The sequence below is a fragment of the Gordonia hirsuta DSM 44140 = NBRC 16056 genome (genome assembly GCF_000333015.1).
Classification (GTDB): Bacteria; Actinomycetota; Actinomycetes; order Mycobacteriales; family Mycobacteriaceae; genus Gordonia; species Gordonia hirsuta.
This window is the reverse complement of record NZ_BANT01000004.1, coordinates 18,994-36,285: the sequence shown is the minus strand read 5'-3', so window position 1 is coordinate 36,285 and position 17,292 is coordinate 18,994. Positions and strand designations below refer to the sequence as shown.

Annotated in this window: 16 protein-coding genes; 10 read left to right on the top strand and 6 right to left on the bottom strand. The window is 70.2% G+C overall.

Going from position 1 to position 17,292, the window contains the following annotated elements:
* The first annotated feature begins 26 nt into the window (after window positions 1-26).
* Window positions 27-1,031, top strand: coding sequence for a uroporphyrinogen decarboxylase/cobalamine-independent methonine synthase family protein (locus GOHSU_RS17095; RefSeq protein WP_005935855.1), 1,005 nt, complete (start codon window positions 27-29; stop codon window positions 1,029-1,031).
* A 42-nt stretch (window positions 1,032-1,073) separates the two neighbouring features.
* On the opposite strand, the gene GOHSU_RS01715 is transcribed toward GOHSU_RS17095, so the two are convergent.
* A complete protein-coding gene (locus GOHSU_RS01715; RefSeq protein WP_005935852.1) occupies window positions 1,074-1,724 on the bottom strand; it encodes a GntR family transcriptional regulator in 651 nt (216 codons plus the stop codon).
* A gap of 60 nt (window positions 1,725-1,784) precedes the next feature.
* Between GOHSU_RS01715 and GOHSU_RS01710 the strand changes: the two genes are divergently transcribed.
* From GOHSU_RS01710 to GOHSU_RS01700, 3 genes are read left to right on the top strand one after another with little or no spacing between them, the layout of a single operon-like run.
* Complete coding sequence (locus tag GOHSU_RS01710; RefSeq protein ID WP_005935849.1) at window positions 1,785-3,071, top strand: MFS transporter; 1,287 nt, start codon at window positions 1,785-1,787, stop codon at window positions 3,069-3,071.
* Window positions 3,068-3,799 carry a DsbA family protein gene (locus GOHSU_RS01705; protein WP_005935846.1) on the top strand — a complete coding sequence of 244 codons (732 nt, stop codon included), beginning with the start codon at window positions 3,068-3,070 and terminating at the stop codon, window positions 3,797-3,799. Before GOHSU_RS01710 ends, GOHSU_RS01705 begins: the two co-directional genes overlap by 4 nt.
* Before the next feature lie 16 nt (window positions 3,800-3,815).
* Entirely contained in the window at window positions 3,816-4,637 is an 822-nt protein-coding gene (locus GOHSU_RS01700) for a cytochrome c biogenesis CcdA family protein (protein WP_005935843.1), read from the top strand.
* A 5-nt stretch (window positions 4,638-4,642) separates the two neighbouring features.
* Here the strand turns inward: GOHSU_RS01700 and GOHSU_RS01695 are convergent, their stop codons facing one another.
* On the bottom strand, window positions 4,643-5,029 hold the full coding sequence (locus GOHSU_RS01695; protein WP_005935839.1) for an MmcQ/YjbR family DNA-binding protein: 387 nt from the start codon (window positions 5,027-5,029) through the stop codon (window positions 4,643-4,645).
* 68 nt (window positions 5,030-5,097) lie between these two features.
* Here GOHSU_RS01695 and ligA point away from each other — a divergent pair, with 68 nt between their 5' ends.
* Entirely contained in the window at window positions 5,098-7,167 is a 2,070-nt protein-coding gene (gene ligA, locus GOHSU_RS01690) for an NAD-dependent DNA ligase LigA (RefSeq protein WP_005935835.1), read from the top strand.
* A 10-nt stretch (window positions 7,168-7,177) separates the two neighbouring features.
* On the opposite strand, the gene GOHSU_RS01685 is transcribed toward ligA, so the two are convergent.
* Window positions 7,178-7,846 (bottom strand): ACT domain-containing protein, encoded by a 669-nt coding sequence (locus GOHSU_RS01685; RefSeq protein ID WP_005935832.1) that lies wholly within the window; start codon window positions 7,844-7,846, stop codon window positions 7,178-7,180.
* A 243-nt stretch (window positions 7,847-8,089) separates the two neighbouring features.
* On the opposite strand from GOHSU_RS01685, the gene gatC reads away from it, so the two are divergent.
* From gatC to GOHSU_RS01670, 3 genes are all read left to right on the top strand, one after another.
* Entirely contained in the window at window positions 8,090-8,401 is a 312-nt protein-coding gene (gene gatC / locus GOHSU_RS01680) for an Asp-tRNA(Asn)/Glu-tRNA(Gln) amidotransferase subunit GatC (RefSeq protein ID WP_005935829.1), read from the top strand.
* Window positions 8,398-9,903, top strand: coding sequence for an Asp-tRNA(Asn)/Glu-tRNA(Gln) amidotransferase subunit GatA (gene gatA / locus GOHSU_RS01675; protein WP_024332704.1), 1,506 nt, complete (start codon window positions 8,398-8,400; stop codon window positions 9,901-9,903). The genes gatC and gatA overlap by 4 nt, the downstream gene beginning before the upstream one ends.
* A 113-nt stretch (window positions 9,904-10,016) precedes the next feature.
* Entirely contained in the window at window positions 10,017-11,048 is a 1,032-nt protein-coding gene (locus GOHSU_RS01670; protein ID WP_005935823.1) for an ATP-dependent 6-phosphofructokinase, read from the top strand.
* A gap of 7 nt (window positions 11,049-11,055) precedes the next feature.
* Here GOHSU_RS01670 and GOHSU_RS01665 read toward each other — a convergent pair whose 3' ends face one another.
* Window positions 11,056-11,262, bottom strand: coding sequence for a PspC domain-containing protein (locus GOHSU_RS01665; protein WP_005935820.1), 207 nt, complete (start codon window positions 11,260-11,262; stop codon window positions 11,056-11,058).
* 102 nt (window positions 11,263-11,364) lie between these two features.
* Here GOHSU_RS01665 and gatB point away from each other — a divergent pair, with 102 nt between their 5' ends.
* Entirely contained in the window at window positions 11,365-12,870 is a 1,506-nt protein-coding gene (gene gatB / locus GOHSU_RS01660) for an Asp-tRNA(Asn)/Glu-tRNA(Gln) amidotransferase subunit GatB (RefSeq protein WP_005935817.1), read from the top strand.
* A 22-nt stretch (window positions 12,871-12,892) separates the two neighbouring features.
* Here the strand turns inward: gatB and GOHSU_RS01655 are convergent, their stop codons facing one another.
* The gene (locus GOHSU_RS01655) at window positions 12,893-14,041 is read right to left on the bottom strand and encodes a PQQ-dependent sugar dehydrogenase (RefSeq protein WP_005935814.1); all 1,149 of its coding nucleotides are present in this window, start codon (window positions 14,039-14,041) and stop codon (window positions 12,893-12,895) included.
* A gap of 81 nt (window positions 14,042-14,122) precedes the next feature.
* On the opposite strand from GOHSU_RS01655, the gene GOHSU_RS01650 reads away from it, so the two are divergent.
* Window positions 14,123-15,160 (top strand): DoxX family protein, encoded by a 1,038-nt coding sequence (locus tag GOHSU_RS01650; protein WP_005935811.1) that lies wholly within the window; start codon window positions 14,123-14,125, stop codon window positions 15,158-15,160.
* A gap of 120 nt (window positions 15,161-15,280) precedes the next feature.
* Here the strand turns inward: GOHSU_RS01650 and ilvD are convergent, their stop codons facing one another.
* On the bottom strand, window positions 15,281-17,125 hold the full coding sequence (ilvD, locus tag GOHSU_RS01645) for a dihydroxy-acid dehydratase (RefSeq protein ID WP_005935808.1): 1,845 nt from the start codon (window positions 17,123-17,125) through the stop codon (window positions 15,281-15,283).
* Window positions 17,126-17,292: the final 167 nt, after the last annotated feature.

Genomic DNA, 17,292 nt, shown 5'->3' with positions numbered 1-17,292 from the left:
CGGCGCCGCCGGTTAGGCTCGAACCCGTGACCCACAGCGCAGACACAGGCTTTCCGGCCGGGATCGCCACCGGAATCGGCTCGATGCCCGGCACCGATCCCCGGGAAGCGGGCCGGGTGGCGCTCGGGGAGGTGGCGCTGCCTTTTCTGCCGGAGCTGCCCGGCCGCGGAGTGGGTGCCGACCTGGTGGGTCGCACCGCCGGGCTGCTGACCGACCTGCCGGTGGACTTCGTCCACCGGACCTACCGCCTGTCGGCCGCCCCCACCGCCGAGACCCGGCGGGCGCGGGATCTGTTGCGCTGGGACCTCGATGCGATCGAGGAGTGCTGGGAGCGGGCCGGGAGCCCGGGCGGTGTGCTCAAGATCCAGGCCTGCGGGCCGTACACCTTCGCCGCGCAGGTGGAGCTGCGGGGCGGGCACAAGATTCTGCGTGACCACGGGGCGGTGCGGGCGGTCACCGAATCACTGACCGCCGGCCTGCACGACCAGGCGGCCGATCTCGAACGGCGCCTCGGTGTGCAGGTGGTGGTGCAACTGGACGAGCCGGCGATCGGTGCGGTGCTCGACGGCACCGTCCCCGCGCTGACTAGATTGGACCCGATTGCACCGATCCCCGTCGAGCAGATCGCCGACGGGCTCGAGCGCTTGGGTGCCGGGCTCGGGCGACCGATGCTGCTGCACAGCTGTGAACCACCGCGCTGGGACCTGGTGCGGCGACTGCCCTCCTTCGGCTGCGCGCTGGATCTGACGCTGCTGACCGAGTCGGGGTACGACGAGCTCGGTGCGCTGCTGGACAGCGGGCGGGTCCTGGCCGCCGGGGTGGTGCCCACCGCCGATCCCGGCGTCGACCCCGGTCGGCTGACCGAGGATCTGGTGACCCGCCTGCATCGGCTGGTCGACCGGATCGGACTTCCGCGCAGCGTCTTGCGCGAGCAGGTGTTGATCACCCCGACCTGTGGTCTTGCCGGCACCGGGATCCGGTGGGCCGCCACGGCGCTGGTGGTGGCCACCGCCGTGGCCGAGGGACTCTGACCGGGACGGACTCCGACGGGCTCTGACCGGGCCGGCCGGTTGTCAGGGCAGGCGGGCCCGCTCTTCCTGGTGGTTCCGCAGCTGCCGGGCGAACTCGACCCAGTCGCCGTCCTCGGCGGCGTCGAGCAGTCGGCGATGCTCGTCGAGGACCTGCTGCGGGTCGCCGGACAAGGTGGGCCGGCTGGCGACGATGGCCAGTAGCTGACGGTCGCGCAGGCGATCGTAGTAGTCGAGCATGAGGGCGTTGCCGGCCAGCTCGGCGAAACTGCGGTGGAAGTCGATCGCGGTGCGGGCGAAGGCGGCCGGATCGCCGTCGGTCAACGCCTGCTGCTGTGCCCGCAGGTTCGGTGTCAGCCGGGCCCGCAACCGGGCGCGGGCCGCGGGAGCGGCGAACTGGACCCCGGCGGTCTCCAGGGCGTGGCGCAGCTGAGCGCACTCGCGGATCTCATCGGGGCCCAATTCACGCACCAGGGCGCCGCGCTTGGGATAGATCACCACCAGTCCGTCGTCCTGCAGCCGGCTCAGCGCGGTGCGCACCGGCGTGCGGCTGACACCGAGCTCGGCGGCCAGCGCCGATTCGCTGAGCATGGTGCCGGGGGCCAGGTCCCCGGCCAGCAGAGCCGCGCGCAGATGCGCGTGCGCGCGGTCGGCGGCCGAGGACGGCGGGGTGCCTGCGGTGTCCGGGGCGCTCATCGTGCGGTCCTTTCGGAAAGTGGTTTGCTAAACTCGGATACAACTAGGATCCTAGACGCTATGAATCGTTCTGTCGTCACTACCCCGGCCGCGCCGCTGCACCCGCTCGAGATCGAGCGGGTGCAGCGGCGCACCCTGTCGGTGGTCATCGGCAGCCAGATCCTCGGCGGAGCCGGACTGTCGGCCGGCGTCTCGGTGGGCGCCCTGCTGGCCAAGGACATGCTCGGCTCCGACGCGCTCACCGGGCTCCCGGCGGCCCTGTTCACCCTGGGATCGGCGCTGGCCGCCTTCGGGGTGGGCCGCATCGCCCAGCACCGTGGCCGGCGCACCGGGCTGGCGCTGGGCTTCGGCGCCGGTGCGGTCGGTGCAGTGGGCATCGTCGTGGCGGCCACCGTGGACAGCATCCCGCTGCTGCTGATCGCCCTGCTGATCTACGGCGCCGGGACGGCCACCAACCTGCAGGCACGCTACGCCGGCACCGACCTGGCGCTGCCGAATCGCCGGGGCAAGGCGATCAGCGTCTCGCTGGCGGCCACCACCCTGGGGGCGGTAGCCGGACCGAATCTGATCAGCCCGCTGGGCCGGCTCGCCGACGCCCTGGGGATCCCGGTCCTGGCCGGACCGTTCCTGCTGGCAGCCGTCGCCTTCGGTGCCGCCGGACTGTTCTTCTGGGCCCTGCTGCGGCCCGATCCGTACCTGCTGGCCCGGCGGCTCGTCGATGATCCCGGCAGCGCCGACGCCGCCGAAGTCGCCGCGACCCGGCCGCGCAGCGACCGCTACATCGGCGCGGCGGTGATGGTCACCACCCAGATCGTGATGGTGGCGGTGATGACGATGACGCCGGTGCACATGGTCGACAACGGTCACGGGCTCGGTGCGGTCGGGGTGGTGATCGGCCTGCACATCGGTGCGATGTATCTGCCGTCCCTGGTGACCGGGCCGCTGGTGGACCGCGTCGGGCGGCTGCCGATGGCGGTGGCGGCCAGCGCGACCCTGGTGCTGGCCGCGATACTGGCCGCACTGTCGCCGGCCGAGTCGACCGGGCTGCTGATCACGGCGCTGATCCTGCTGGGACTGGGCTGGAACTTCGGTCTGATCTCCGGCACCGCGCTGGTGGTCGACGCCACCGGCACCCTGGAGCGGCCCAAAGTGCAGGGGTCGATCGATGTGCTGATCGCCCTGTCGGGTGCGGCGGCCGGGGCACTGGCAGGCGTTCTGATGGCCGGCTTCGGTTTCTCTATGGTCGGTTATGTCGGCGCCGTCGTGGCGCTGGCGTTGCTGCCGGTGCTCTGGTGGGCCCGCAGCGGACACACAAACGATGCTCGAGCAGTGAAGGTGGTCAGGTGACGAACGGCGCGAAGCGCACCCGCACACGCAGGGATCTGTGGCTTCTGGGCGGGACCGCGGTGGTCCTGCTGGCCCTGGTGATCGCGGTGGTGATCAGCCGGATCGGCTCCGACGACCAGGACCACGCCGCACCGGCGCGATCCGGGGCCTCAGATGCGGCCAAGACCTACGGCCCGCTGGGAGACCTGTCGCGCCGCGAGCCGGATGATCGCCGCGCCCTCGGTCCCGTCGACGCCCCGGTCACGATGGTCGTCTTCTCCGACTTCCGCTGCCCGTTCTGTGCCGAATACTCGCGCGAAATCGAACCGAAGCTGATCGACAGGTACGTCGACTCCGGGCAGCTGCGCATCGAATGGCGCGATCAGCCGTTGTTCGGCGAGCAGTCCGAGCTGGCCGCCCAGGCCGGCTGGGCCGCGGCCGCACAAGACCGGTTCTGGCCCTTTGTGCACGAGGTGTACCGCGATGCGCCCACCACCGGGCATCCGGATCTGCCGATCGAGGCACTGGTGGCCCGGGCCAAGGCCGCCGGGGTCCCGGATCTGGACCGGTTCCGCCGCGACACCCTCAGCGGACGCCATGCCGCCGACATCGCCGAGGACACCGCACCGGCCAAGCAGTTCGGCATCATCGGGGTGCCTGCCTTCGTGATCGACGGCGAACCGATCATCGGCGTCCGCCCGCTGGAGGTCTATACCGGCATCATCGACGAACACCTGTCGGCCCGCTGAGCCGGCGAGCCTGATCATGACCGGACAGATCGGCCTCGCCGGTGCCTTCCTGGGCGGGCTGCTAGCCCTGCTCAGCCCCTGCGCGGCCCTGCTCCTGCCGTCGCTGTTCGCCTTCACCTACGACGGTGCCCGCGCCCTGGTGTCCCGGACCGGACTGTTCTTCCTGGGCCTGGCCGCGGTGCTGATACCGATCGGGGCGGGGGTGGCGGCGATGGGATCGCTGTTCACCGACCACCGCGCCACGGTGACCGCGGTCGGCGCGCTGGTGATCATCGCCTTCGGGGTGGTGATCATCGTCGGCAGCGGCTTCGGCTTCGGTCCGCTGTCGCAGCTGGCGAACCGGGTCTCGGTCGCCGGACCGGTGTCCACGGTGCTGCTGGGCGCGGTCTACGCCTTCGCCGGATTCTGTTCGGGCCCGCTGCTGGGCGCGGTGCTCACGGTCGGCCTGGTCAGTGGCAGCCCGTGGTACGGGGCGGCGGTGATGGCCGCCTACGCCGCCGGGATGACCGCGCCGCTGCTGCTGCTGGCCCTATTCTGGGAACGGATCGGCCCGCGCCTGAACGCCGTCCTGCGGGGCCGCGAGATCACCGTCGGCGGCCGCAGCTTCCACACCACGTCCCTGATCTCGGGACTGGCTCTGATCGTGATCGGGATCCTGCTCTGGGCGACCGAGGGCACCGCGTCGCTGGGTTCACCGGTCGGCGCCGACACCCAGCTGCGCTGGCAAGGCGCCCTGGCGGACTGGGCCTCGTCGATCTCGAACCTGGAGGTGGTCACCGCGCTGGTCGCGGTGATCGTGGTGATCCTGGCGGTGCGGGCATGGCGGCGCCGGGCCTGACCGGTCTACTCCGGCAGCCGGGTTATCGCACGTGCGGGCGCGACCTGCCGGAAGCTGGCGTCGAGGAGCTCGGCCACCTCGGCCCAATCGCAGTCCGCGCTCAGCTCCAGGGCCAGCCATCCGTAGGCGCCCAGGTAGGCCGGCACAAAGAACCGCGTGTCTTGCTCCAGCGCGGCGCGCTCGGCCGGGTCGGGGATCAGCAGCAGCGCGGTGGGCAGAACGGTCGCGGTCTGGCCCCGCCGGGATCCGCCGTAGACCGCGAACATCTTGCCGCACCGGAAGGTCGGCCGGCCGTGGGCGATCTTCTCGGTGGCCTCGGGCAGACCCAGGGCGATCGTCCGCACGCGGGCCAGCACCGGATCGGCGTCGTCGAACATCACCGGATGCGGCATAGCCCCCACCGTAGTGCGCTCGCCGCGCAGCCGCCGGGTGCCGGCGCGGCTCCACTAGGCTTGGCGGCGTGACCGAACCCCAGTCTCCGCCGAGCCGGGACGCGGCGCCCGAGCAGGAATGGGCGCTGCTCGCCGACGAGATCCGCGACCACCAGTTCCGCTACTACGTCAAAGATTCGCCGATCATCTCCGACGCCGAATTCGATGAGATGCTGCGCCGGCTGCAGCGGCTCGAAGACGAACATCCGCAACTGGCGGTCCCGGATTCGCCCACCAAGCTGGTCGGCGGCGGCTTCTCCACGGCCTTCACCCCGGTCGACCACCTCGAGCGGATGATGTCGCTGGACAATGTCTTCTCCGACGAGGAGATGCGCGAGTGGATCGGGCGGGTGGAGGCCGAGACCGGGGCCGGCACCGAGTTCCTGTGCGAACTGAAGATCGACGGTGTCGCCCTGGCGCTCACCTACGAGAACGGCACCCTGGTGCGCGGTGTGACCCGCGGCGACGGCCGCACCGGTGAGGACGTGACCCTCAACGCCCGCACCATCGTCGGTATCCCGCACCGGCTGACCCCCAGCCAGGACTATCCGGTCCCCGAACTGCTGGAGGTGCGCGGCGAGGTGTACTTCCGCCTCGACGACTTCGAGAAGCTGAACGCGGCGCTGGTCGCTGAGGGCAAGGCGCCGTTCGCCAATCCACGCAACAGTGCCGCCGGTTCGCTGCGGCAGAAGAACCCGCAGATCACCGCCCAGCGCAGCCTGCACATGATCTGCCACGGGGTCGGCGCGCTGGAGGCGGCGTGGCGGCCGTCGTCGTTGCACGAGATCTACCTGGCCCTGGCCGCCTGGGGGCTGCCGGTCAGCGCCCACACCACCCAGGTCACCGGCGCCGACGCCGTCCTGGCCGCGATCGATCACTGGGGCCGCAACCGGCATTCTGTGGAGCACGAGATCGACGGCCTGGTCACCAAGGTCGACCAGGTGGCCCTGCAGCGCCGGCTCGGATCCACCTCGCGGGCACCGCGCTGGGCGATCGCCTACAAGTACCCGCCCGAGGAGGTCACCACCATGCTCCTGGACATCAAGGTCGGGGTGGGCCGCACCGGCCGGGTGACCCCGTGGGCCGAGATGGAACCGGTCACGGTGGCCGGGTCGACGGTCTCGCGGGCCACCCTGCACAACGCCTCCGAGGTGGTGCGCAAAGGGGTGCTGATCGGGGACACCGTCACCATCCGCAAGGCCGGCGATGTGATCCCCGAGGTCCTCGGGCCCGTGGTGGATCTGCGGGACGGCACCCAGCGTGCCTTCGTCATGCCCACGCACTGCCCCGAATGCGGGGCGGCGCTGCGGCCGGAGAAGGAGAGCGATGTCGATATCCGCTGCCCGAACGCCCACCACTGTCCGGCGCAGCTGCGCGAACGGCTGTTCCACCTGGCCGGCCGCGGCGCCTTCGACATCGATGCGCTCGGCTACGAGGGGGCGGTGGCGCTGCTGTCCGACGGGATCATCGCCGATGAGGGCGATCTGTTCACCCTCACCGCCGACGATCTGGTGAAGACCGCCTTCTACACCACCAACAAGGGGGAGTTGTCGGCCAACGGACGCAAACTCCTGGAGAACCTGAGCGGCGCCAAGGACGTGCCGCTGTGGCGGGTCCTGGTGGCCCTGTCCATCCGGCACGTCGGTCCGACCGCGGCCCGGGCCCTGGCCGGGGCCTTCGGCTCACTCGATGCGCTCCAGGAGGCCGGCGCCGAAGAACTGGCCCAGGTCGACGGCATCGGCGAGACGCTGGCGACGAGCATCCGCGACTGGTTCGACGTCGACTGGCACCGGCAGATCATCGACAAGTGGCGCGCCGCAGGGGTGTCGATGGCCGACGAAGCCGATGAGTCCACCCCGCGGACGCTGGAGGGCAAGACGATCGTGGTGACCGGCTCCCTGGAGGACTTCAGTCGCGACGGCGCCAAGGAGGCGATCCTGGCTCGCGGCGGCAAGGCCTCGGGCTCGGTGTCGAAGAAGACCGACTACGTGGTGATCGGCGCCTCCCCGGGCAGCAAGGCGGCCAAAGCCGAACAACTCGGGGTGCCCATCCTGGACGAAGACGGCTTCAAACTGCTGCTGGAGACCGGGCAGGCCTGACCGGCGCCGGTCACCCGGGCGGGTGGATCAGCCCGGAGACGATCCCGGCCAGATGGCCGAGCCGGGCCACCTCGCTGCGCCGGAAGTCCGGTCCGCCGACCCGCCCCAGCAGCAGCGCCTTGCTGCCGTCGCCGAGCGGGGCCGCGGCCAGCAGGGTGTCGTGCTCGCGCCAGCCCTGCGGGATCCAGTCGCTGTTCGGATCGAAGGTGACCGCCGCGGCCAGCGGCAGCCAGTCGGCGCGGGTCAGCAGTGTCTCGGGGGCGCTGCCGCTGGCGGCCAGACGGATCGCCTCGTCCCCGGAGCGGGTCACCACCATCGCCCAGGAAGCGTTCAGGCTGCGCGGGGCCCGGTCGGCCAGCACCTGCAGACGATCAGCACGCGCGGCGGCCACCGCCTCGATCAGTTCCAGTTCCTGGTGCAGCTCCAGCTTCCCGGTGAACGGCCGCAGCGAATCGACCTGCACCCCGGCCACACTCTCGGCGGCGGTGATCAGCGTGTCCGGCAGCGCGCCGCCGGGCAGCTCCACGACCACATCGTCGACGGCATAGCCGGGACCGCGTTCGACCACCTCGAGGGAATGGATATCGGCGCCCACCGACCCCAGGGCCACGGCCAGCAGGCCGAGGCTCCCCGGCCGGTCGGTCAACGTCACACGCAGCAGAAAGCTCACTCCACCCATCATCGACACCCTTTGTTGCGCGGCGGTTACGCCAGGCTACGAGTCTGCTGCCGATCACCGGCGAGGGGAAACGGTGCCGCGGCGGGGATGTGATCGACCGGTGAACCCGGCCGGCGATCGGTGCTGAGGATCCTCATGCCATCAGGCTACCGGCGGTTCGCGGGTGCTCGCCGGGGCCGAGGGGCGCGCGAACCGGAAGACCGCCTACCCTGGACGGGTCCACGTGTACGAGAGGATGACGCGATGTCCCCGCAGTCCCAGCCGGCCATCAGCCGCGGCGAGGTGGCCGATCTGGCCCGTCTGTCGCGCCTGGCGCTGACCGACGACGAACTCGACCAGTACGCCACCCAACTCGATTCGATCCTCGGGCACGTCGCCCAGATCTCCGAGGTGACCACCGACGACGTTCCGGCCACCGCCCACCCGGCCGATCTGCGGCATGTGGTGCGCGAGGACGTCGTCGTACCCGGGCTGACCCCGGAAGAGGCGCTCTCCGGCGCGCCGGCCGTCGAACAGGACCGGTTCGCCGTTCCGCAGATCCTCGGGGAGGAATGACCATGGGAACCCGCACCGCCGACCAGATCACCGGCCTGTCGGCCGCCGACCTGGCCGCCAAGATCGCCGGCCGGGAACTGTCCTCGGTCGAGGTGACGCAGGCGCACCTGGACCGCATCGCGCAGATCGACGGTGAGCTGGGCGCCTTCCTGCACGTGGGTGTCGACGAGGCGCTGGCCGCCGCGCGCGCCGCCGACGAGTCCATCGCCGCAGGGACGGCGGGCTCGTCGCTGACCGGTGTGCCGATCGCCCTGAAGGACGTCTTCACCACCGTCGACGCGCCCACCACCTGCGGGTCGAAGATGCTCGAGGGCTGGGTATCGCCCTACGACGCGACCCTGACCCGCAAACTGCGCGAGGCGGGTCTGCCGATCCTGGGCAAGACCAATATGGATGAGTTCGCGATGGGCAGCTCCACCGAGAACTCCGCCTACCAGGTGACCCGCAATCCGTGGGACACCCAGCGGGTTCCGGGCGGCTCCGGCGGCGGCAGCGCCGCGGCGCTGGCCTCCTATCAGGCCCCGCTGGCCATCGGCACCGACACCGGCGGCTCCATCCGGCAGCCGGCTGCGGTGACCGCCACCGTCGGCGTCAAGCCGACCTACGGCACCGTGTCCCGGTACGGCCTGGTGGCCTGCGCCTCATCGCTGGACCAGGGCGGTCCGTGCGGCCGCACCGTCCTCGACACCGCGCTGCTGCACGAGGTGATCGCCGGTTTCGACCCGCGCGACTCCACCTCGATCGACGTCGCGGTCCCCGATGTGGTCGGCGCCGCCCGCGCCGGCGCCGCCGGTGATCTGACCGGTGTGCGCATCGGTGTGGTCAAGCAGCTGCAGGGCGAGGGCTACCAGCCCGGCGTGCTCGACTCGTTCCAGCAGGCCTGCGAGGTGCTGCGCGGCCTGGGTGCCACGATCGTCGAGGTCGACTGCCCCAGTTTCGAGTACGCGCTGAGCGCGTTCTACCTGATCATGCCCTCGGAGGTCTCCAGCAACCTGGCGCGCTTCGATGCGATGCGCTACGGACTGCGCGTCGGCGACGACGGCACCCACAGCGCCGACGAGGTGATGGCGCTGTCGCGGGCCGCCGGTTTCGGCCCCGAGGTCAAGCGCCGCATCATGATCGGCACCTATGCGCTCAGCTCCGGCTACTACGACGCCTACTACGGTCAGGCCCAGAAGATCCGCACGCTGATCGCCCGCGATTTCGCCAAGGCCTACGCCGACGTGGATGTGCTGATCTCGCCGACCACCCCGACCACGGCGTTCAAGCTGGGGGAGAAGGTCGGCGACCCGCTGTCGATGTACCTGTTCGATCTGTGCACGCTCCCGTCGAACCTGGCCGGGAACGCCGCCATGTCGGTGCCCTCGGGGCTGGCCGACGACGGCGGTGCCGGCACCGGACTGCCGGTGGGCCTGCAGATCATGGCGCCGCCGTTGGCCGACGACCGCCTGTACCGGGTGGGCGCGGCCTACGAGGCTGCCCGCGGGCCGATCGCCGACTGAGCCGGTCGGCGATTGCCGCCGAGTTCTCCGGGGCGATTCCCAACCCTGCCCGCATCTGATCGAATGGGGGCACGACGATCCCGCCCGGCGAACACAAGGAGTAGGCGCGCACCATGGCTCGATACGGAATTCTCACCTCGGGCGGCGACTGCCCCGGCCTGAACGCGGTGATCCGCGGGGCCGTGCTGCAGGGCAACATGGTGCACGATCAGGAGTTCGTCGGCTTCCGCGACGGCTACAAGGGACTGGTCTACGGCGATATCAAGCTGCTGACCCGCTCGGCGGTACGCGGCATCTCCAGCCGCGGCGGAACGATTCTGGGAACCAGCCGTTTCGGCCCGTACAGCGAACCGGACGGCGGCCCGGACGCGATCAAGAACGTGCTCGAGGAACTCGAGGTCGACGGTGTGGTCGCCATCGGCGGTGACGGCACCATGGCCGCGGCCAACCGACTGCTGGGTGACGGGATCCCGATGGTGGGGGTGCCCAAGACCATCGACAACGACCTGGAGGCCACCGACTACACCTTCGGTTTCTCCACGGCCGTGGAGATCGCGACCGAATCGGCCGACCGGCTGCGTACCACCGGCGACTCGCATATGCGCTGCATGGTGCTCGAGCTGATGGGCCGGCACGCGGGCTGGATCGCCATGTACGCCGGGATCGCCTCGGGCGCCCACGCGATCCTGATCCCCGAGGCCCCCGAATCCCTCGACCAGATCTGCCAGTGGGTCGAGTCGGTCAAGGATCGCCGGCGCGCGCCGCTGATCGTCGTCGCCGAAGGCTTCACCCTGCCGGATATGACCGACGCCTTCTCCGACCGCGGCCTCGACGAGTTCAACCGGCCCCGACTGGGCGGCATCGGGGAGATCCTGGCGCCGCTGATCGAAGAGCGGACCGGGATCACCACGCGCGCCACCGTGCTGGGCCACATCCAGCGCGGCGGTGTGCCCACCGGTTTCGATCGCGTCCTGGGTACCCGCTTCGGGCAGGCCATCAGCGATGTCCTGGCCGACGGCGACTGGGGCAAGATGGTCGCCCTGCGCGGCACCGCGATCGAGCGGGTGCCCTTCGCCGATGCGGTCGGGCACACCAAGAACGTGCCGCTGGACTTCTACCGCGGCGCCCGCGCGCTGTTCGGCTGAGGCCGGCTCAGTCCTGCGGGATGATCAGCCACAACAGCAGGTAGAGCAGCACCTGCGGTCCCGGCAGCAGGATCGAGACGACGAAGGCGATGCGCACCCAGGTGGCGTCGACGCCGAAGTATTCGGCCAGACCGCCGCAGATACCGGCGATCATCCGGTCCTGCCGGGAGCGGCGTAGTTTCCGGGTGGACGGGGGGTTCTCGGGGGTGCTCATCGGTGTCTCCTATCGTGTGCGGTCCCTGCTGAAACTACGGTCTGCGCGCCGCGGTGCCATCGGGAGAATCCCCGAGATCGACCCCCAGATACGATGAGGACCATGAGTGTGGCTACCGATGACCTGATGGACTTCGACGAGGTTCTCGAGCGTTTCGATCCCGTGATGGGTATGGAGGTGCACGTGGAACTGGGCACCGAGACCAAGATGTTCTGCGGCTGCCCGACGACCTTCGGCGGCGACCCGAACTCCCAGGTCTGCCCGGCCTGCCTCGGCCTGCCCGGCAGCCTGCCGGTCGCCAACGCCGAGGCCATCGAATCGGCGGTACGTATCGGTCTGGCCCTGAACTGTTCGATCCGCGAGTCGAGCGTCTTCGCGCGGAAGAACTACTTCTACCCCGACCAGCCGAAGAATTATCAGATCAGCCAGTACGACGAGCCGATCGCCTACGAGGGCTACCTGGACGTGGTGCTCGATGACGGGGTCACCTGGCGGGTGGAGATCGAACGCGCCCACATGGAAGAGGACACCGGCAAGTCATTGCACGTGGGCGGGGCCACCGGGCGTATCCACGGTGCCAGCCATTCCCTGCTCGACTACAACCGGGCAGGCGTCCCGCTGGTCGAGATCGTCTCCAAGCCGATCGCCGGGGCGGGGGAGCGGGCGCCGGAGGTGGCGCGGGCCTATGTGACCGCGCTGCGCGATCTGCTGCGTTCGCTCGGCGTCTCCGATGTGCGCATGGACCAGGGGTCCATGCGCTGCGATGTGAACCTGTCGCTGATGGCCAAGGACGCCGCGGAGTTCGGCACCCGCACCGAGACCAAGAACGTCAACTCCCTCAAGAGTGTCGAAGCGGCCGTCGACTACGAGATGCGCCGTCAGGGTGCGCTGCTGGCCGCCGGCGGCGAGGTGATCCAGGAGACCCGTCATTTCCACGAGTCCGACGGCACCACCTCGCCCGGCCGCCGCAAGGAGACCGCCGAGGACTACCGCTACTTCCCCGAGCCGGATCTGCCGCCGGTCATCGCCGAACCGGCCTGGGTCGAGCAGCTGCGCGGCACGCTGCCGGAGCTGCCGTGGGTGCGACGGGCCCGCATCCAGGCCGAGTGGGGCGTGTCCGACGAGGTGATGCGCGATCTGGTGAACGTGGGGGCGGTCGATCTGATCATCGCCACCGCCGAGGCCGGTGCCGCACCCGATGCCGCCCGCAGCTGGTGGGTCTCGTTCCTGGCCCAGCAGGCCAACACCCGCGGCACCGAGCTGACCGCACTGGCCATCACCCCCGCTCAGGTCGCCGAGGTGATCGGGCTGGTCGACGAGGGCAAGCTGACCAACAAGCTGGCCCAGCAGGTGGTCGTGGCGGTGCTCGACGGTGAGGGCGAACCGGCCCAGATCGTCGCCGATCGCGGCCTGGAAGTGGTGCGCGACGATTCGGCATTGCAGGCCGCCGTCGACGCGGCGCTGGCCGCCAACCCCGATATCGCCGACAAGATCCGCGACGGCAAGGTGCAGGCCGCCGGCAAGATCGTCGGCGATGTCATGAAGGCCACCCGCGGACAGGCCGATCCGGCCCGCGTCAAGGAACTGGTGCTGGCCGCCTGTCAGTGATCCCGGCGGCGGCGCCGGGCGATCAGGTGTTGTCCTCGGCGCTGGCCGAACCGGAGAAGATGGCGACCCGGTCGTTGGTGGTGGTCGCCGGGGCCCCGCTCACGGTCTTGTTGATCGTGGCGATCTGCATGGCGCCGCCGAAGGTGGTCATCCGGCCCACCGCACCGTAGTCGTTCTTCACATCGGCCGCCTGCGGCTGTCCGGCCGAGGGGCTGGCATTGGTCGGTGCCTTGAGCGAATCGATGCGGAAGGCGGTGGCCACCGACACCGAGATCACCCCGCCGGCGACCGCGCAGCCGGTCACGCCGGGGCGGTCGGCCCACGACCACAGCAGCCGCAGACCGCCCGGCTCCACCTGCTGCAGCCGGTCGCCGGCCGGTCCGCTGTCGGCCACGAACAGGCTCCCGGTGTCCGGGTCGGGGCACAGGGCGACGTTGGAGCCGAATCCCGAGGCCACGATCGTCGGCCGCGGGGAGTCCAGATTCGGGTCGATGGTGAACAGCTTTCCGGCCAGCGACCCCGGATCGCTCGCGGCCCGGGCATCGCCGGCATCGCCGGTGGCCACCCGCAGCTCGGTCGGGGAGACGAAGCTGATCGACCCCATGTTTCCGGTCGCGCCCTTGGGGATCCCGGTGAGGATCGGTTTGACGGAGTTGCCGGGGGCGATCCGCACGATCCGGTTGTCGGAGCCGGTGGTAACCAGCGCATAGATCATCTGGTCCTGCAGATAGGTCGGTGACAGTTCGAAATCGATCAGGCCGCCGTCACCGGCGCCGTCGACCGGTACCGTGGCGACCACACGCTGGGGTCCGTACCGCTTGGAGATGATGATGTTGCCGGTCTTGCGTTCGGCCACATAGGTGGTCTTGCCCTCCGGATCGGCCGGCCGCACCCCGCCGGTGGTGCCCAGGCAGGTGGCGATCACCGCGGCATTGGGGTCCACACACGGGCCGGTGGGCGGATCGGTCTCCTCCGGCTCCGGGGTCTTGGGCGGCTGCGGCTGCGGACCGCCCCGTTCGGGCACCGAGGAGAACGCTCCGGCCCGGCTCGACGCGTCCTGGTCGGAGAAGTCGGCGCATCCGGAAGCCGACAGCACCGTGAGGGCGGCGACGGCGGTCACGGTGACGCGGGATCCCCGGCGTGAGCGGCGTTCCGGAAGCGGCTGCAGCATGCCCCCACAGTATGCGATCGTTACCAAATCGTCGGGTGGCGATGGGTCGGGCCGTTGTCGAGCACACCTAGAGTCGAAGACGTGAGTAGTCCAGACGATGCCCGCGCGCCGCGGCGACCGCAGCCCGACCGGGATTCCTTCTACGACAAACATGCGCGCAACCCCGCGCCGGTGGTGACCGGACCCGGTGACGACACCGAACTGCCCGAGACCGTCATCCTCGACACCGGCGACGACACCCTGCCCACGGTGGAGATCAACCGGGTCGATTCGGCCCCGGTCACCCGCACCGATGTGCGCACCGAGTCCACCGCGGTGGTCACCGAACCGTTCACCGACACCGACGACGATGTCACCGACGCGGACGAGGCCGCCCGTCGCCGCCGGATCGCCGAACACCTCACCGCCGATCCGCTGCCCTACATCGAGCCCCAGTCCACGGCGCCGCTGCCGGCCGCCGACGACGTCGAGCCGATCGTCGCCGACAGCTCTTACGACATCGCCGACACCCCCGTCGCGGCGCCCGCCGGACCGGTGGAGGTCAGCGACGGACCCGGCCGGCGCGGCACCGCCGACCTGGGCCTGCTGGTGCTGCGGGTGGTGGTCGGCATCCTCTTCGTGATGCACGGACTGCAGAAGCTGACGCAGTGGTCGTGGGTCGACGGGATGGGGGTGGACGGCTTCGCCGGCTTCCTGGCCAACAATGCCGCCGAGCAGGACGCCACCCTGGGGTTCAGTGCCGATGCCACCCATGCGCTGGCGATCGCCGGCGGGTTCACCGAGACCATCGCCGGAGTCTTCCTGATTCTGGGGCTGCTCACCCCGATCGCCGCGGCGGCCGGACTGGGAGTGATGATCGTGGCGATCACCTACCGGGTGACCCTGGCCGGCGGCTTCTCCTTCTTCGCCGGCTCGGGCGGGCTGGAGTACGAGTATCTGATCGCGGCGGCCTGTATCGCGATCATCCTGACCGGGGCCGGACTCTATTCGCTGGACCGCCGCTGGGGATGGTCGTGGCGACCGGCCTGGGGGTCGGCGGCGTGGCTGATCATCGCGATCGCCGCGGCCGTGGCGATCTGGGTGGTCTTCAACGGAGCCAACCCGCTGGCCGGGCACTGATCTGCGGGCCGGTCTGCGTACCGGACGAAGAACGGCCGGAGCCCCGGGACCGCGTGGTCCCGGGGCTCGGTGCTTTCCGCCGACACGCGCTCGGTCGACAGGAGGTTAGTCGACAGGAGGTCAGTCGACGACGCGGACGGCGCCCTTATCGGCCGAGCTCGCGAGCTTGGCGTAGGCGCGCAGTGCCTGGGAGACCTGGCGCTGACGGTCCTTGGGCTGCCATGGATGCTCGGAGGCCTCCATCTTGGCGCGGCGCTGCGCGAGCGTCTCGTCGTCGACCAGCACCTTGAGCGTGCGGCTGTCCACATCGATGAGGATCTGGTCCCCGTCTTCGACCAGTCCGATGGTGCCGCCGGCGGCGGCCTCGGGGGAGGCGTGGCCGATCACCAGCCCCGACGAGCCGCCGGAGAAGCGGCCGTCGGTCACCAGACCGCAGTACGTGCCCATTCCGGTGCCCTTCATGAAGGCGGTCGGATGCAGCATCTCCTGCATACCCGGGCCACCGGCGGGACCCTCGTAGCGGATCACCAGCACCTCGCCCTTCTGCAGTTCCTTGGACAAGATGGCGTGCACGGCGTCCTCCTGGCTCTCGACCACGCGGGCCGGACCCTGGAAATGCCACAGTGATTCGTCGACGCCCGCGGTCTTGAGGACGGCGCCGTCCTCGGCGAGGTTGCCGTGCAGCACGCACAGCCCGCCCTCGACGGTGTAGGCGTGCTCCTTGTCCCGGATGCAGCCGTCGGCGGCATCGGTGTCCAGCGACTCCCAGCGGTTGCTGGTGGAGAACGGTTCCACGGTGCGCACCCCGCCGGGGGCGGCGTGGAAGAGCTCGAGGGCCTCGTCGGTGGCGGTGCCGCTGCGGATGTCCCAGTCGGCCAGGTATGCCTCCAGCGAGGGGGCGTGCACCGGATGGACGTTCGTGTTCAGCAGTCCCGCGCGGTTCAGTTCGCCGAGGATGGCGGGGATGCCACCGGCCCGGTGGACATGCTCCATGTAGTACTTCGGCGAGTTCGGGGCGACCTTCGCCAGGCACGGCACGCGGCGGGAGATCTCGTCGATCGCCGGCAGATCGAAGTCGATCTCGCCTTCCCGGGCGGCGGCCAGGATGTGCAGGACGGTGTTGGTGGATCCACCCATCGCCACATCCAGGGCCATCGCGTTCTCGAAGGCCTCGCGGGTGGCGACGTTGCGAGGCAGCACCGACTCGTCGTCGTGCCGGTAGTAGCGGTCGGCCAGTTCGACGATGAGCGTGCCGGCCCGGGTGAACAGATCGCGGCGGGCGACCTGGGTGGCCAGCGTCGACCCGTTACCGGGCAGCGACAGTCCCAGCGCCTCGGTCAGGCAGTTCATCGAGTTGGCGGTGAACATGCCCGAGCACGAGCCGCAGGTGGGGCAGGCCGACTGCTCGACCTTGAGCAGCTCCTGCTCGTTCACCGAGCCGTCGGCCGAGGCGGTGATCGCATCGACCAGGTCCAGGCCGGGGTGGACGACACCGTTGATCACCACGGACGTGCCGGCTTCCATCGGGCCGCCGGAGACGAAGACGGTCGGGATGTTCAGCCGCATGGCGGCATTGAGCATGCCGGGGGTGATCTTGTCGCAGTTGGAGATGCAGACCAGGGCATCGGCGGTGTGCGCGTTCACCATGTACTCGACCGAGTCGGCGATGATCTCGCGGCTGGGCAGCGAGTAGAGCATGCCGCCGTGCCCCATCGCGATGCCGTCGTCGACGGCTATGGTGTGGAACTCCTTGGCCACGCCACCGGCGGCGACGATCGCCTCGGCGACGATGTCGCCGACGTTCTTCAGATGCACGTGACCGGGCACGAACTGGGTGTACGAGTTCGCGATGGCGACGATCGGCTTGCCGAAGTCGTCATCGGTCATTCCGGTGGCGCGCCACAGCGCGCGGGCGCCGGCGGCCTCCCGGCCGACGGTGGTGGTGCGAGACCGCAAGGCAGGCATGGTGTCCTCGTTGTTGGTGGGTGAACGGGTGTTGATGGTGACCGATGGTGCGTGGTCGATGCCGGCCGGGGTGGACCGGATATTGGCTACCGGCCAGTTTACGCGTTCGTGCCGAGCAGGCGGCCCGGCCCTGAGCACCGTCGATCCGCCCGGCGGTAGGCGCCGGA